The sequence below is a fragment of the Micromonospora sp. KC723 genome, assembly GCF_004348595.1.
Classification (GTDB): domain Bacteria; phylum Actinomycetota; class Actinomycetes; order Mycobacteriales; family Micromonosporaceae; genus Micromonospora.
This window is the reverse complement of sequence record NZ_SMKD01000134.1, coordinates 1-14,234: the sequence shown is the minus strand read 5'-3', so window position 1 is coordinate 14,234 and position 14,234 is coordinate 1. Positions and strand designations below refer to the sequence as shown.

Below are 14,234 nucleotides of genomic sequence, written 5' to 3'. Positions count from 1 at the left end.
CCCCGGAGGAGCCCACCCCCGAGCCGGCGCCGATCGCCCCGAGCGCCGGCCCACCGACGCCGCACGCCCCGGGCCAGCCGCACGCCGGGTGGCCGGCCAACGCAGGCCCCGGGCACCCCCAGGGGCCGCCGCCCGGGTGGCCGTACCCGACCTGGCCGGGCCGACCGCCGCTGCCGCGCCCGCACGGACTGCCGCTGGCCTCGTACGGGGCACGGCTGGTCGCCCGCCTGATCGACTTCGGCATCCTGTTCCTGCTCAGCCTCGCCGTGAACAGCTGGTTCATCTGGCGCTACGTGCAGGAGGTCTCGCCCTACCTGACCGAGGCGTGGCGCCGCGCGCTGGCCGGCGACACCTCCCGGGAGGGGCTGCCGACGGTCGGCCAGCAGGCCGACGGGCTGCTGCTGGCCATCCTGCTGATCACCACCGCGCTCTGGTTCGCGTACGAGGTGCCGGCGATGGCGGCCGGTGGGCAGACCGTCGGCAAGCGGGTGGCGCGGGTCCGGGCCGTGCCGGTCGAGGCGGACCAGCCGCTCGGCTTCGGCCGGGCCGCCCGCCGGTGGAGCACCCTCGGCCTGCCCACCCTTCTCTGGTACTGCCTCTGCTTCGGGCTGGTCCTCCAGTTCGTCGACGCCGTCTCCGCGCTCTTCGACCACCCGCTCCGCCAGGCGCTGCACGACAAGCGCGCCCAGACCGTGGTGGTGCGGCTGCCGCGAGCCGACCCCACCCGTACCGCCCCGCCCGACCGTGCCGACCCCCCGGGAGACACCCCATGACCGACACCGGACGTCACCAGCCCGCGCTGCGGCTGACCCGCGCCGATCTCGACGCGCTGCCGAACTACGTGCCGGGCCGCAGCCCGGCTGACCTGGCCCGTGAGCTGGGCCTGGACGAGGCGATCAAGCTGGCCAGCAACGAGGTGCCGTACGGCCCGCTGCCCGGCGTGGTGGAGGCGGTCACCGAGGCGGTCACCGGTTCGCACCGCTACCCGGACATGGGCGTGGTGGCCCTGCGCCGGGCGCTCGCCGACCGGTACGGCGTGGACGCCGAGCGGATCGCCACCGGCTGCGGCTCGGTGGCGCTGGCCGAGCACCTGGTCCGGGCCACCTGCCTGCCCGGCGACGAGCTGCTCTACTCGTGGCGGTCGTTCGAGGCGTACCCGATCATCGCGGCGACCAGCGGCGCGACCAGCGTGCGGGTGCCCAACGACGCCGGGCACGGCCACGACCTGTCGGCGATGGCCGCGGCGGTGACCGACCGGACCCGGATGGTGCTGGTCTGCAACCCGAACAACCCCACCGGCACGGTGGTTCGCAAGGCCGAGCTGGACCGTTTCCTGGACACGGTCGGCGAGGACGTGCTCGTCGTCCTCGACGAGGCGTACCGCGAGTTCGTCACCGACCCGGCGGTGCCGGACGGCCTGACCTACCTGGACCGGCCCAACGTGGTGGTGCTGCGCACGCTGTCCAAGGCGTGGGGCCTGGCCGGATTGCGGATCGGTTGGATGGCGGCGAGCCCGGAGGTGGCCGCCGCCGTCCGCAAGGTGGTCACCCCCTTCTCCACCAGCCTGGCCGCCCAGGCCGGCGCGCTGGCCGCACTGGGCCAGGCCGACGAGATGCGGCGACGCTGCGCGCTGGTCGTCGCCGAGCGGGACCGAATCACCGAGGCGCTGCGCAAGCTGCTCCCGGCCGTCCCGTCGAGCCAGGCCAACTTCGTCTGGCTGCCGCTGGGCGACCGGGCCGTGGAGTTCGGCCGGGCCTGCGAGGCGCGTGGCGTGATCGTCCGCCCGTTCCCCGGGGACGGGGTGCGGGTCACCGTCGGCACCCCGGCCGAGAACGACGCCTTCCTGGCCGTCGCCGAGTCGGTGCTGGCCTGACCCGTCCCGCCGGTCCGCCTCGCCTCCGGAGGCGGACCGGCGGTTCAGGCGGCGGGCACGGGCTGCCGGAAGCGGGTCCGGCGGCGGTGGACGTACACCGCGAAGAGGGCCAGCACGAGCCCCGAGGTGACCAGGCCGCCGGTGAGCACCTGGCCGGCACGGTCCTCGCCGGCGGCTGCCGTGGCCGCAACCGTGCCGAAGCTGACCGGGCCGGTGACCGTCCGCTTGGTCCAGCCGCTGGCGAGGGCGAGCTTCGCCGCCCACGGTCCGTCCGGCAGGCGCCGGTCCAGGTACACCCGGACCACGGCGGTGCCGCCGAGCGGGAGTGTTCTTGCCTCCGCCCTGACCGGCCCCGCCGCACCCGTGACGCTAGACATACCATCGCCATCGATCAGGTCATACCAGACAAATAACTTTTTAGGCGACAGAGTGGGTGATAGTGCCGGTGTAGTGCCGGCAACCACGTCGGACGGGATGCTGATCCGCACCCTCGGCGTCCAGGCCACCATGTTGTTGCCGTTGCCGGCCGTCTTCCGGAACGCCTCGCGGGGCACGTCGAGGGTGACCGCCTGCGCCTGAGTCGGCTGTCCCGGCACGAGCACCCCACCACCCGTCGCCCGCACCACCGGCCCGGACCAGTAGGCGACCCGCCCCCTGGGGATGCTCCGCTGCGCGCCACCCGACCCGGCCACGAAGGCGGTGGCGCTGACCGTGACGACCCAGGTGTTCGGGTTGACCGGGCCACGGAAGTCGGCCACCTCGACGGTGCCGAGCGAGCCGGTGCGGGTGCCGCCGGTGAAGCCGACACCCAGGTTCACCGCCGCGGGGACGGTGATGTCGAGGCCGTCGACAAGGACGAGCGCCATCGCGCGTGGAGCAGGAGCCGCGCCGGGCGGAGGCGCTCCACCGAGGAGCAGCAGTGGACCGAGCAGGACTGGCAACACTCGCACAAGAGTGACTATAGAGGCCAATGTCCGATTTGCGAGGAAGTCAGGGGGCGGCGAGCACCACCGGCTCCGACATCAGGAAGTACGCCTGGTCGTCGTCGTCCGGGCCGGCCCGCTCACGCAACCGCTCGACCGCCAGGTAGCCGTCCGCCGCGTAGGCCAGCCCCGGCTGCCACGCGGTCCCGTCCCGCCCGACGGTGAGCGGGAAGCGGGACCGTTGCGCGCCGGTCGTCGGATCGAGGGTGACCAGGTCGCGCTGCTCGGTGAGCACATACAGCCGGCCAGGGCCGACCGCGAGCACCCGCACCGGCCCGAGGTCACCGCGCTGCCAGCGTCGCTTGCCGGTACGCGCCTCCCAACCCTTCAGCACCGGACCGTCACCGCCGACCACGAACTCACCGGCGAGCGTGCGGTCCACGGCGTCCAGGGTGGGCGCGGCGACCGGCTCACCGGCCCCGACCAGCCAGCCCCGGCCGGTTTCGTCGCCCGGCGCGGAGGTCCGCAGGCCCCGACACCGGGAGCGCGGGGTCAGGCAGTCCAGCGGCGTCACGGTCAGCTCCACCCCGGCGTCCGGGGGACGCCAGCGGGTCAGCACCGTGCCGGTCGTCACGTCGCGGAACTCCACGGTGGCCGGCGTCGCGCAGGAGTCGAGGGTGAGGACCTGCCCGCCGACGGTGGTCCCCAGAGCGGTGCGGCAGCCGGCGTCTGCGCCGGACCGCCACAGCTCGCGCCCGTCCGCCACGGCGTACCCGCGCAACTGCCCCTCGCCCTCGGCGACCAGCACGGCCCGGCCGTCCGGCCCGGCCGCCACGAAGAGACCACGCGGATCCCAGACCACGGACGCCCCGGTACGCCGGGCGGCGAACCCCGCGCCGGGCGGCGGCCCGTCGGCCCGCCAGGCCACCTTCCCGGTACGCCCGTCCAGCGCGACCAGTTTCCCGTCCGACCAGCGGCTGACCACCGTCGCGTCACTCACCAGCACCCCGTTGAGCTGCGCCGGCCACCGCCGGTACGACCAGAACGGGGTCACCCGGTACCGGCGGTCGGCGGGCTGGTCGGCGTACACCTGGCGCTGGGCCGCGTACACCCGGAGACGGCCCTCGACGACCAGCGGCGCGACGGGCAGCCGTCCGATCACACCGACCGCGGGCGTGACCGGCGGCGGCAGGTCGGCACGGGCGGGGGTGACCACCTCGGCGGGCGCGAGCACGCGGTAGCCGATGCCGGCGACCGCCCCGACGGCGAGCAGCGCCGCCACGGCGACCACGATCCGTCGCCGGCCCTTCGGGACACCCATGCGCACCTCCGCCCGGCACCCTACCCAGGCTTCGCTCCGGAGCCCCACGCCCCCGTCATGATCCCGTCGATCACCACCCGTCCTGGGGCGGTGCTCAGGCTGCCGCGGCGTCGTCCGCGCGGGTGACTGCGACGGCCAGGTCGGCGAGGTCCCGGCGGATCGCCCCCTCCACCGCGCGAGCGGCCAGCCCACCGAAGAGCAGCGCCATCACCCGGCCGTACGACGCGGCCGGCACCGCCTCGTGCTCCACCGTGACGGCGGTGCAGTCCCGGCCACGCCGGCGGACGTTCCGCAGCGTCCAGGTGATCCGGTAGTCGACCCCGATCCCCGGGGAGCTGAGCACGAGCCGGTGCGGCGCATCCACGTCACGCACCACGAACTCCTCCGCCTGCTCGCCGCCGTCCGGGCGGGTGCGGATCTCTCGCCAGGCGGTGCCGGGACCGAACCGCTCCGCGGTCAGCAGCTCCACGCCGCCGACCGTGCGCAGCCACCCCGCCCGCCCCGGCAGGTCGACCAGACAGGCCCAGACGTCGACGGCCGGCGCCTCGATGAACTCCGTGACCGTGACCGTCGACATGGCGCACCTCCCGTGCCGTCCACGGTACGGCGAGTGTGCACCTCAGGGGAGTCGGCAGGAGGATTTTCCGTCGCCGGTGCCCGACCGGGCACCGGCGCACCCTCCTCTTGCGGTGTTCAGGGGCGGAAACGGCCGAGGCGGATCGCCTCGACGAAGGCGCTCCAGCCCGGCGGGCCGACGACGAGCGCCGGCCCTTCCGGGTCCTTCGAATCCCGTATCCCGATCAGACCGTGGGTGTGCGCGAGGTTGTCGGCCACCTCCACACAGAGCCCCTGATCGTTGGAACGGCTGCTGGTGCGCCAGACCGCGCCCGCGAGATCGTTCATGCTCGTACCTCCTGTCCGCTGCGACGTGCCACGCCGACCGACGGCCACGCCACCGGCGGGGTGGCGTGGCGCGACGTGACGACGGGAATCCGGTGCATCAAACGCGGCAGGAGCGGCTGCTGATCGGACAGTGGGTGCGACCGGCGCGAGAAGGTCGTCAGCGGGCCGGCAGGATCCGCCCGGTCACCTCACCCAGGGCGATGGTGGTGCCGTCCGGCCCGGGGGCGACGGCCCGGACGGTGACGCTGTCGCCGTCCTCCAGGAAGGTGCGGCTCTGGCCACCGACCGTGACCGGCTCGGTGCCACCCCAGGTGAGCTCCAGGAAAGAGCCGACCTGGTGACGCCGCGGCCCGGAGACCGTGCCGGAGGCGTAGAGGTCGCCGGTGCGCAGCGACGCGCCGTTGACGGTGAGGTGGGCGAGTTGCTGGGCCGGCGTCCAGTACATGGTGGCGAAGGGGGGCTCGGTCACCCGCGCGCCGTTCCACTCCACCGACAGCCGCAGGTCGAGGCCCAGGTGGGGAGTGTCGCGGAGGTACGCCTGCACCGGGGGGTCCTGGTCGGGGGCCGGGACGAACGCGTCGGCGAGCGCGTCCAGCGGGGTCACCCAGGCCGACACCGAGGTGGCGAACGACTTGCCGAGGAACGGCCCGAGGGGCTGGTACTCCCAGGCCTGGATGTCCCGGGCGGACCAGTCGTTGACCAGCACCACGCCGAAGACGTGGTCGGCGAGGTCGGTCGTGGCCACCGGCGTGCCGAGGACGCTCGGCACGCCGACCACGAAGCCCACCTCGGCCTCGATGTCCAGGCGTTCGCAGGGGCCGACGGTGGGGCCCTGCCCGGTGGCGCGCTGCCCGGTGGGACGGACGATCGGGGTGCCGGAAACGACCACCGTGCCGGCCCGGCCGTGGTAGCCGATCGGCAGGTGCTTCCAGTTGGGCAGCAGTGCCGGCTGGCCGGGGCGGAAGATCTGGCCGACGTTCGAGGCGTGGTGCTCGGAGGAGTAGAAGTCGACGTAGTCGGCGACCTCGATGGGCAGCACCAGTTCCACCTCGTCGAGCGGGACCAGCAGCGGCTCCACCGCCGCACGGTGCGCGGGGTCGGTGAGCAGTGCGACGACCCGCTGCCGTACCGACGTCCACTGCGGGCGGCCGAGCGCCATGAACCCGTTGAGCGTGGGCCGGCCCAGGGTGCCGGCGGCGAGCACCAACCCGGCGGCCTCCGCGCCGGCCAGGTCGAGCACGAGGTCGGCGATCCGTACGCCGATGCGCGGTTCCCGCCCGCCGTGCCGGAACACCCCGTACGGCAGGTTGGTCACCCCGTACGGGGAGCCCTCCGCGCCCGTCACCCAGCTCATGCCCCGTGTCCCCCGTTCACCAGCCCCAGCCGGATCAGATCGGTCAGTGGTTCCAGGATGCTGCACGAGCCGAAGCCGACCCAGAGTGGACGCGGGTGGTCGCGCCGGGTCCGGGCCGTCTCGACCAGTTGTCGTGGGTCGGCCGTGCCGAGCAGCGCGGCGACCGTCGCCAGGTCGGCGCCGTCGGCGGCGGCGAGGGTGGCGGCCAGCACGTTGCCGAAGCCGTGGTGGGTGAAGCCGGTCTCCGGGTCGAGGTGGCGCAGCGCGTGGTGCAGGCCGGCGGTCAGTTTGAACGGCAGGTCCCGGTCGCGGCAGGCGCAGATCACCGCGGCCAGTTCGGCCGGGGTGGGGAAGAGTTCGGCGGCGAGCCCGCCGGTGCGGAACTTCGCGGCGACCGGCAGGCCGCCGGCCCGCGCCTCGGCGAGCGTGTCGAGCGCGCCCATCAGGCCGAAGGTCAGCGGGATCTCGGCGTAGACGTCGACGCCGGTCAGCCCTTCGGCGAGCGCGAGCAGCGCGGCCAGGCCCGGTTGCGGGTCCTCCCCACGCCTGGCGACCGCCACCTCCACCTGTCGCGCGGTGATGCCGTCGGGCGGCAGGAACGACAGCGCGAAGGGCAACCCTTCGATGCCGGTGTCGCCGATCAGCCCGACGACGAAGCCGTCGCTGACCAGGCCGCTCAACTCGCCGGCGGCGACCGCAGAGGCGGGCACCAGCAGCGGGCCAACCAGGTCGGCGTACCAGGAGTCGCGGTGGGTGCGATGGGTCAGGGCCGCGTCGGGCAGGGACGCGCTGCCGGGCGGGAAGACCGCGGCGTCGTCGACCAGGCCGGCGAGGAGGCGGGGCACCTGCGTTGACACGACACAAGAATCTACGGGACGCTGTCAAGGAGCGGACAACAGTGTCCGGTTATCGGACGCGCACCGGGCCGGCGACAGGACGAATCGGGAGGTGGCATGCCGTACTACCGCCGCATCGGCGAGGTGCCCCGTAAGCGGCACACCCAGTTCCGCCAACCCGACGGCCGGCTCTACACCGAGGAGCTGATGGGCCAGGAGGGGTTCTCCTCCGACTCGTCCCTGCTCTACCACCGGCACGCCCCCACCGCGATCGTCGCCGCCGAGGAGTTCACCCCGCCGGCCGTCACCCGGGTGCCCAACCTGCCGCTCAAGCCGCGCCACCTGCGCACCCACCAGCTCGACGGCGCCGGGGCCGACCCGGTGCTGGGGCGGCGCCACCTGCTCGCCAACGACGACGTGCGGATCGGGTACGTGCTGGCCGACCGGCCGTCCCCGCTCTACCGCAACGCCACCGGGGACGAGTGCCTCTACGTCGAGGCCGGCGCCCTGCGGGTGGAGTCCACCTTCGGCGTGCTGGAGGCGGTCGCCGGCGACTACGTGATCATCCCGACCTCGGCCGTGCACCGACTCGTCCCCGCCGGCGGCTCCCCCACGAGGCTGCTCGTGATCGAGGCCACCGGCCACATCGGCCCGCCCAAGCGCTACCTCTCGGTACGCGGGCAGTTCCTGGAACACTCGCCCTACTGCGAGCGCGACGTCCGCGGCCCGGAGGCGACCCTGCTGGTCGACGACACCGACGTCGAGGTGCTGGTCCGCCACCGTCGCGGTTGGACGAGACACGTGTACGCCCACCACCCGTTCGACGTGGTCGGCTGGGACGGGCACCTGTACCCGTGGGCGTTCTCCATCCACGACTTCGAGCCGATCACCGGCCGGATCCACCAGCCGCCACCGGTGCACCAGACCTTCCAGGGCCCGAACTTCGTCATCTGCTCGTTCGTGCCCCGCAAGGTGGACTACCACCCGGACGCCATCCCGGTGCCGTACCACCACCACAACGTCGACTCCGACGAGGTGCTCTTCTACACCGGCGGCAACTACGAGGCCCGGCGTGGCTCCGGCATCGGGCAGGGTTCTGTCTCGCTGCACCCGTCCGGCTTCACCCACGGGCCGCAGCCGGGGGCGGCGGAACGGGCCATCGGGATCGACTTCTTCGACGAGCTGGCCGTCATGGTCGACACGTTCCGCCCGCTGGACCTCTGCGACGCCGCCACCGAGTGCGAGGACGACGGATACGCCTGGACCTGGGCACGCTAGCCGGATCTGCCAGGACGGCCACTCGGCCGACCCGGCAGCTAGCTACCGGGTCGCCGGGTAAGCACGCCGCCCACCGGGCGGGAGGGTTGAAACACCACGGCGGTGGCCCGGGAGATGGCGGGGGCCCCGGCGCCGTGGGTGTTCGACGCGATGACCTGCACCCGCACTCGGGAGCCCACATCCGTGCCGGTGAGCTGGTACGTCGTGGCGGTGGCGCCGCCGATCGCCGTGCATCCGGTGCCCTGGCTGGTGCAGCGCTGCCACTGGTACGCGTACGATGTGGGATCGCCGGTCCAGCTGCCCGGCTGCCCGGTCAGCACGCCGCCGACCCTGGTGGATCCGGTGCTGCTCGGCGGTATGGTGGCCACCGGGACGGCCCCCCGACCGGTGCCGCTCAGCGGCACGGTCTGCGTGGCGCCGGCCGGATCCTGGGTGTCGCCGTCGTTGTCGGCCAGCGTCAGCGTGCCCTGCCGGGCCCCGGCGGCGGCCGGGGCGAACGAGACGCTGATCGTGCAGTCGGCCCCGGATGCCAGCGGCACGGGGACGCCCGCCGCCTGGCAGGTGGTCGAGGTCAGGGCGAAGCCGGTGCCGGCGACGCTGATCCGGGCGACGCCGAGCGGCCGCCCGCCGGTGTTGCGCACGGTCACCGTGCGGGTGGTGGTCGAGCCGAGGATCTGGTCGCCGAAGTGGACCCCGCCGGCGGGTTCCAGGTGCACCTTCGGCGGGGACGCGGCGTACTGGTAGGCGCCGATGTCGCAGGAGCCGGCGTACAGGAACAGTCGGGTCGCGCCCCGCTGGTCGGTGCCGCCGCACAGCCCGGACGCGGCCGGGACGGCGTTGCGGGCCGGGCTGGTCGCGGCCAGCGCCCGGGTCGGTGTGGGACCACCGTTGTCCGTCAGATCGCCCACCTGTGGGTTGCCGACCACGTCGCCGTTCGCCGGATCCGGCCCGCACGAGGAGGCACTGTCCATCAGGTTGTACCGGCCCTGGATGGTCACGTCGCGGCAGTTGGTGCTGTGTCCGCCCACGATGCTGGCGGCGAGCGTGACCACGGGCTGGGTGCCGTATGCCTCGAACGCTGTCCCGGTGTTGTTCACGATCGTGTTGTGGACGCCGTTGAAGCTCGAGGGGACCGGCGATATCCCGGGCAACAGGACCGCGCTCCCACGCCCGCCGGCCGCCGTGTTGCCGCTGAGGGTGGAGTCGTGCAACTCGACCCGGCCGTAGCCGGCCATCGCACCGCCACCCCCCAGGCTCCCCGTTCCGGTGACCGAGTTCCCGGCGATGGTGGAACGCAGGACGGTGAGGGTGCCGGTGTTGTAGATGCCGCCGCCGAAGGCGCGGGCGGTGTTGAACAGGATCGAGCTGTCCGCGATGGTCGCTGTGCCGAAGTTCGCGATGCCGCCACCGTTGTGAGCGGTGCTGAAGCCCACGTTGACGCGCTCCAACCGGATGGTGCCAAGGTTTCCGATCCCTCCGCCGCCGGCGACCGCCGCCCCGTTGGTCAGGCCCATCCCGGTCAGCGTGACGTTCGAGGTGCTCGGCACAGAGATGACGCTGCCGACCCGGTTCCCGTTGATCACCGTGGCGCCGCTGCCCGCACCGATGATGGTCACCGCCAGACCGGACGGCACTTCGAGGTTCTCGACATAGGTACCGGGTCCGACCATGATGCTGTCGCCGCTGCCGGCGATGCCCAACGCCTTGGCGATCCTGCCGCAGGGTTGCGCCTGGGTGCAGACCTCCCCGCTGCCGTCAAGCGCAACATAGCGGACAGTCACGGCAGCCGTGGCAGACGCGGTAGGGGCAACCCACACTCCGGCGGCGACCAACGCGGACGTGACCGCCACCACGACCACCCTGGGTCGCCGTACACCTGGTCTGCCACCGAACAGCACGACAACTCCCCTGGACGATCATCTGGACGGCTGATCGTACGGGCACCGCGCCCCACCGTGAGGTCGTCCATCCGACCAAAGATGCCCGGCTGTCGGGTTTGACCGGAGGGCGGCAGGCCTAGCGGAACATCCGGGTGAACAGGGTCAGGCCGGCGGCGGTGGTGACCCCGATCGCCGCGACCAGCGGCCACGGGCTGCCGACCAGCGCGTGCAGCAGGATCAGCAGCGGACCGGCCACCACCGCCCCGATCGCCAGCGCCAGCGCCCGGTCGGTGCGCCGAAGTTCCGGCAGGACCTCGTCGCGCAGACCGGGCACCCGCACGGCGAGCCGCCAGAGGGCGAGCCCCACCACGACCGCCACCAGCACCGCGACGAACCGGGACAGCCCGCCGGCCACGGCGGCCAGCAGGCTGCCGACCAGCGTCCAGGCGCCGCCCAGCAGGACCAACCGCCGGATGCCCTCCTCGACCGGCAACGCCTCGGCCCGCACCGGGTCGACGGTGGCCAGCTCGGAGACCCGTTCCAGGGACTCGGCCCAGCGCCGCCGCTCCAACCGGATCACGCCCGGTTCGCCCGCCGCGTCGGCCAGGGTGGGGTCCAGGCGCAGCGCCTCCCGGTAGGCGCGCTCGGCCAGGTCGAACAGCTGCAACCGGGCCGTGACCAGCGCCAGCACCAGATGCGCCTGCGGTTCGTCGAGAGCCAGCTCGACGGCGCGCCACGCGGCGTCGAGCGCCTGCTGGCCGTTGCGCGCCTCGGCCAGGATCCCGGCGCCGGCCCGCTGCGCGTACGCGTCGGCCGGCCCGCCGGCCAGGATCCGGTCGGCGGTGGCCGCCGCCTCGGCGTACCGGCCCAGGTCGACCAGGGCGAGGGCCCGGGCGACCAGCGGCGCGACCGCGCCCGGGTTGACGGCCGAGGCGGAGTCGGCGGCGGCGAGCGCCTCGGCGGGCCGCCCCGCCGCCAGGTGCAGCCGGGCCAACAGGGTCAGCACCGGCTCACCGGTCGAGGTCGTCGGCGCCGGCTCACCGTCGGGGGTCAGCTCGTCGACGGCCTCGTCGTACCGGCCCAGTTCGGCCAGGAGTTGGGCGCGGTGGAACGGGCCGTCCGCGTCGTCGTCACCGGTCACGGCCGGGCCGCCGGGTCGTCGTACACGAGGGCGACCGCGATGCCGGCCAGCCCCTCGCCGCGCCCGGTGAAGCCGAGCCCGTCGCTGGTGGCGGCGGTGACGGTCACCGGGGCGCCGACCGCCTCGGAGAGCACCCGCTGGGCCTCCTCGCGGCGCGGTCCGATCTTGGGTCGGTTCCCCACCACCTGCACCGAGACGTTGCCGATCGCGAAGCCCGCCGCACGAACGCGCCGGGCCGACTCGGTGAGCAGCGCCAAGCCGGACGCTCCGGCCCACTCCGGCTGGTCGACGCCGAAGTTGGCGCCCAGGTCACCGAGCCCGGCGGCGGAGAGCAACGCGTTGCAGGCGGCGTGCGCCACCACGTCGGCGTCGGAGTGACCGGCCAGGCCGTCCTGTCCCGGCCAGTGCAGGCCGGCGAGCCAGCAGGGGCGGCCGGCCGCGAAGGCGTGGATGTCGGTACCCACGGCGACCCGAGGAACGATCATGGCCCCGAGGGTACGCGTCGACCGTGGGCCGCCGCCGGTGACGCCCGAGGTCAACGGCCGGTGGCCAGCAGGTGTTCGGCGAGCGCCAGGTCGAAGGGACGGGTGATCTTCAGCGCGTACTCCGAGCCAGGCACGCAACGGACCGGGACGCCCTGCTTCTCCACCAGACCGGCGTCGTCTGTCAACGGATCGCCGGCGGCGGCGTGGGCGGCGGTCAGCACGCTCCGCCGAAACCCCTGCGGAGTCTGCACCGCCCGCAGAGCCGCCCGGTCGACCGTGCCGAGGACGATCTCGGCGGCCCCGACCTCCTTGATGGTGTCGACCACGGGAAGGACCGGGATGACCGCGTCGTCGCCGGAGCGGACCGCCGAGGCGACCGACTCGACCAACTCGGGCGGGGTCAGCGCCCGGGCCGCGTCGTGCACCAGCACGATCCACGGCCCCGGCGGCACGGCGGCCAGGGCGGCCGCCACGGAAGCCTGCCGCTCGGCGCCGCCCGGCACCACGGTGACCGGCGCCACCGGCGCCAGCAGCTCCCGTACGGCCGTCACCCCGTTCGCCGGGGCGGCCACCACGATGGTGTGCACCGAGGGCGCCGCCGCGACCCGGCGTACGGCGTGCACCAGCAGCGGCTCGCCGCCGAGCAGGCGCAACGCCTTGGGCGCGCCGGGGCCGAGGCGTACCCCGGCACCAGCCGCAGGAACGAGGACCGCGACGTCACCGCGCGGATTGAGCTGCGCGGTCACGTCGCGGTCCTCGGATTCGTTCGCTGCGGGGTGGGTACGACGACGCCGTGGAATCAGGCCTCGGTCAGGACCTTGTCGAGCAGCGTCTCCGCCTCGTCCTTGGTGCTCTTCTCGGCCAGCGCGACCTCGCCGACGAGAATGTCGCGGGCCTTGGCGAGCATGCGCTTCTCACCTGCGGACAGACCCCGCTCGCGCTCCCGTCGCCACAGGTCACGCACGACCTCGGCGACCTTCAGCGGGTTACCGGAGGCCAGCTTCTCCAGATTCGCCTTGTAACGCCGCGACCAGTTGGTCGGCTCCTCGGTGTGTGGTGCGCGGAGCACGTCGAAGACCTTCCCGAGGCCCTCTTCGCCGACCACCTCGCGCACACCCACGATCTCGGCGTTCTCGGCGGGCACCCGGACCGTCAGGTCACCCTGCGCGACCCTCAGGACGAGGTACTGCTTCGGCTCGCCCTTGATGACCCGAGTCTCGATTGCCTCGATGAGTGCGGCCCCGTGGTGGGGGTAAACAACGGTCTCGCCGACACTGAAAACCATAGGTTCGAAACCCCTTTCGCTGTGTCTAGGGTAACACGCTCAGGCACCGATGTCCCACCGCTGTCCTGACCGTTGGCGCAGCTCAGGGGCCCTGTGAGAGGTATTTCTTCAGCTTGACAGGCGGCCAAACCGATGGTTCGAACACGCTCTGTGATGAATGGATGACAACCCGGTACGGGTGATCGGAGCGTGGATTTCTGGGGCTGTGCGCTCCTCCCATGGTATCCCGCCGCCGGCTCGCGCGCCCAGATCTGGCAGGAGGAGGGCCGGTACGGGACCCTGGAGGCATCCGCCGTCCGTTCGCGAACCGCTTTCCGGGGGTCCGATGGGCACGCCTGACGCAGAGGGCCACAGCCCGTCCGACGGGCTGCCCGACCTGCCACCGCACTGGGGTCGGCTGGTCATACCGGACGACGCCTCGGCGCTGGCCGAGGAGGCCGCCCAGCTCCGCCGCGAACTGCGCCGACGGGGCACCGCCACCCGCCAGCCGGCGTCGACCCTCCGCCCGGACGAACGGCGTCGGCTCGCCCTGCCCGCCCTCGTCCTGCTGGTCACGCTCCTCACCACCATCGCCGCCCTGGCAGGCGTCACCTGGCCCCGATCGCCGCGCGACCCCGGCCAGCCCCACGTGCCGCCGTACGCGTCGTCGTCGACACCACCCGACCTGACCGGGCGACCACTGCCGGCGCTCGACCTGGTCGACGCCGACCAGTCACCGGTGCCGTTGCGCCGGCTGCTGCCCGCGATGATCATCCTGCTGGACGTGTGCGCCTGCGCCGAGCAGGTCGCCACCGCGACCACCACCGCACCGGCCGGCGTCAGGGTGATCACGGTCACCGGCGGCCGTACGGTGGACCCCGGCACCGCCGGCGGCGGCGCTCACGCCCTCGCCGACCCCGCCGGCGGCCTACGCGGCGCGCTGCGCCTCGCCCCGACCCCCGGCACCGCCCCCGCG

Annotated in this window: 15 protein-coding genes; 4 read left to right on the top strand and 11 right to left on the bottom strand. The window is 73.6% G+C overall.

The window, feature by feature from the left end; genetic code table 11:
* Together E1165_RS23415 and hisC are read left to right on the top strand one after the other, a co-directional pair.
* The coding region (locus tag E1165_RS23415; protein WP_132393909.1) for an RDD family protein at positions 1-773 on the top strand (773 nt) is incomplete at its 5' end.
* Complete coding sequence (gene hisC, locus E1165_RS23410; RefSeq protein ID WP_132393908.1) at positions 770-1,873, top strand: histidinol-phosphate transaminase; 1,104 nt, start codon at positions 770-772, stop codon at positions 1,871-1,873. The genes E1165_RS23415 and hisC, both read left to right, overlap by 4 nt.
* Positions 1,874-1,917: 44 nt before the next feature.
* Here hisC and E1165_RS23405 read toward each other — a convergent pair whose 3' ends face one another.
* The 6 genes from E1165_RS23405 to E1165_RS23380 form a co-directional block, all read right to left on the bottom strand.
* Positions 1,918-2,823: a hypothetical protein gene (locus E1165_RS23405; RefSeq protein WP_132393907.1), complete on the bottom strand. Its 906-nt coding sequence runs from the start codon at positions 2,821-2,823 to the stop codon at positions 1,918-1,920.
* 40 nt (positions 2,824-2,863) lie between these two features.
* A complete protein-coding gene (locus tag E1165_RS23400; RefSeq protein ID WP_132393906.1) occupies positions 2,864-4,117 on the bottom strand; it encodes a PQQ-binding-like beta-propeller repeat protein in 1,254 nt (417 codons plus the stop codon).
* 94 nt (positions 4,118-4,211) lie between these two features.
* Complete coding sequence (locus tag E1165_RS23395; protein ID WP_132393905.1) at positions 4,212-4,694, bottom strand: SRPBCC family protein; 483 nt, start codon at positions 4,692-4,694, stop codon at positions 4,212-4,214.
* A 116-nt stretch (positions 4,695-4,810) separates the two neighbouring features.
* Positions 4,811-5,020 carry a DUF397 domain-containing protein gene (locus E1165_RS23390; RefSeq protein ID WP_132393904.1) on the bottom strand — a complete coding sequence of 70 codons (210 nt, stop codon included), beginning with the start codon at positions 5,018-5,020 and terminating at the stop codon, positions 4,811-4,813.
* Between the two features lie 157 nt (positions 5,021-5,177).
* Complete coding sequence (gene fahA / locus E1165_RS23385; RefSeq protein ID WP_132393903.1) at positions 5,178-6,374, bottom strand: fumarylacetoacetase; 1,197 nt, start codon at positions 6,372-6,374, stop codon at positions 5,178-5,180.
* The gene (locus E1165_RS23380) at positions 6,371-7,231 is read right to left on the bottom strand and encodes a hypothetical protein (RefSeq protein WP_132393902.1); all 861 of its coding nucleotides are present in this window, start codon (positions 7,229-7,231) and stop codon (positions 6,371-6,373) included. Before E1165_RS23380 ends, fahA begins: the two co-directional genes overlap by 4 nt.
* Positions 7,232-7,327: 96 nt before the next feature.
* On the opposite strand from E1165_RS23380, the gene E1165_RS23375 reads away from it, so the two are divergent.
* Positions 7,328-8,488, top strand: a complete 1,161-nt coding sequence (locus tag E1165_RS23375) for a homogentisate 1,2-dioxygenase (RefSeq protein ID WP_132393901.1) — start codon at positions 7,328-7,330, stop codon at positions 8,486-8,488.
* 38 nt (positions 8,489-8,526) lie between these two features.
* Here E1165_RS23375 and E1165_RS23370 read toward each other — a convergent pair whose 3' ends face one another.
* The 5 genes from E1165_RS23370 to E1165_RS23350 form a co-directional block, all read right to left on the bottom strand.
* Complete coding sequence (locus tag E1165_RS23370) at positions 8,527-10,269, bottom strand: choice-of-anchor D domain-containing protein (protein ID WP_132393900.1); 1,743 nt, start codon at positions 10,267-10,269, stop codon at positions 8,527-8,529.
* 235 nt (positions 10,270-10,504) lie between these two features.
* Positions 10,505-11,509 carry a tetratricopeptide repeat protein gene (locus E1165_RS23365; RefSeq protein ID WP_132393899.1) on the bottom strand — a complete coding sequence of 335 codons (1,005 nt, stop codon included), beginning with the start codon at positions 11,507-11,509 and terminating at the stop codon, positions 10,505-10,507.
* Positions 11,506-11,994 carry a 2-C-methyl-D-erythritol 2,4-cyclodiphosphate synthase gene (ispF, locus tag E1165_RS23360; RefSeq protein WP_132393898.1) on the bottom strand — a complete coding sequence of 163 codons (489 nt, stop codon included), beginning with the start codon at positions 11,992-11,994 and terminating at the stop codon, positions 11,506-11,508. The genes E1165_RS23365 and ispF overlap by 4 nt, the downstream gene beginning before the upstream one ends.
* Positions 11,995-12,044: 50 nt before the next feature.
* Complete coding sequence (ispD, locus tag E1165_RS23355) at positions 12,045-12,740, bottom strand: 2-C-methyl-D-erythritol 4-phosphate cytidylyltransferase (protein ID WP_132393897.1); 696 nt, start codon at positions 12,738-12,740, stop codon at positions 12,045-12,047.
* A gap of 53 nt (positions 12,741-12,793) precedes the next feature.
* Positions 12,794-13,279 (bottom strand): CarD family transcriptional regulator, encoded by a 486-nt coding sequence (locus tag E1165_RS23350; RefSeq protein WP_007073334.1) that lies wholly within the window; start codon positions 13,277-13,279, stop codon positions 12,794-12,796.
* A gap of 325 nt (positions 13,280-13,604) precedes the next feature.
* Here E1165_RS23350 and E1165_RS23345 point away from each other — a divergent pair.
* A partial coding sequence (locus E1165_RS23345) for a hypothetical protein (RefSeq protein WP_132393896.1) occupies positions 13,605-14,234 on the top strand: 630 nt, incomplete at its 3' end.

Coding starts and splice junctions, on each gene's coding strand:
- hisC (WP_132393908.1), top strand. CDS start 770: ATGACCGACACCGGACGTCACCAGCCCGCGCTGCGGCTGACCCGCGCC.
- E1165_RS23390 (WP_132393904.1), bottom strand. CDS start 5,020: ATGAACGATCTCGCGGGCGCGGTCTGGCGCACCAGCAGCCGTTCCAAC.
- E1165_RS23400 (WP_132393906.1), bottom strand. CDS start 4,117: ATGGGTGTCCCGAAGGGCCGGCGACGGATCGTGGTCGCCGTGGCGGCG.
- ispF (WP_132393898.1), bottom strand. CDS start 11,994: ATGATCGTTCCTCGGGTCGCCGTGGGTACCGACATCCACGCCTTCGCG.
- E1165_RS23375 (WP_132393901.1), top strand. CDS start 7,328: ATGCCGTACTACCGCCGCATCGGCGAGGTGCCCCGTAAGCGGCACACC.
- fahA (WP_132393903.1), bottom strand. CDS start 6,374: ATGAGCTGGGTGACGGGCGCGGAGGGCTCCCCGTACGGGGTGACCAAC.
- E1165_RS23350 (WP_007073334.1), bottom strand. CDS start 13,279: ATGGTTTTCAGTGTCGGCGAGACCGTTGTTTACCCCCACCACGGGGCC.
- E1165_RS23395 (WP_132393905.1), bottom strand. CDS start 4,694: ATGTCGACGGTCACGGTCACGGAGTTCATCGAGGCGCCGGCCGTCGAC.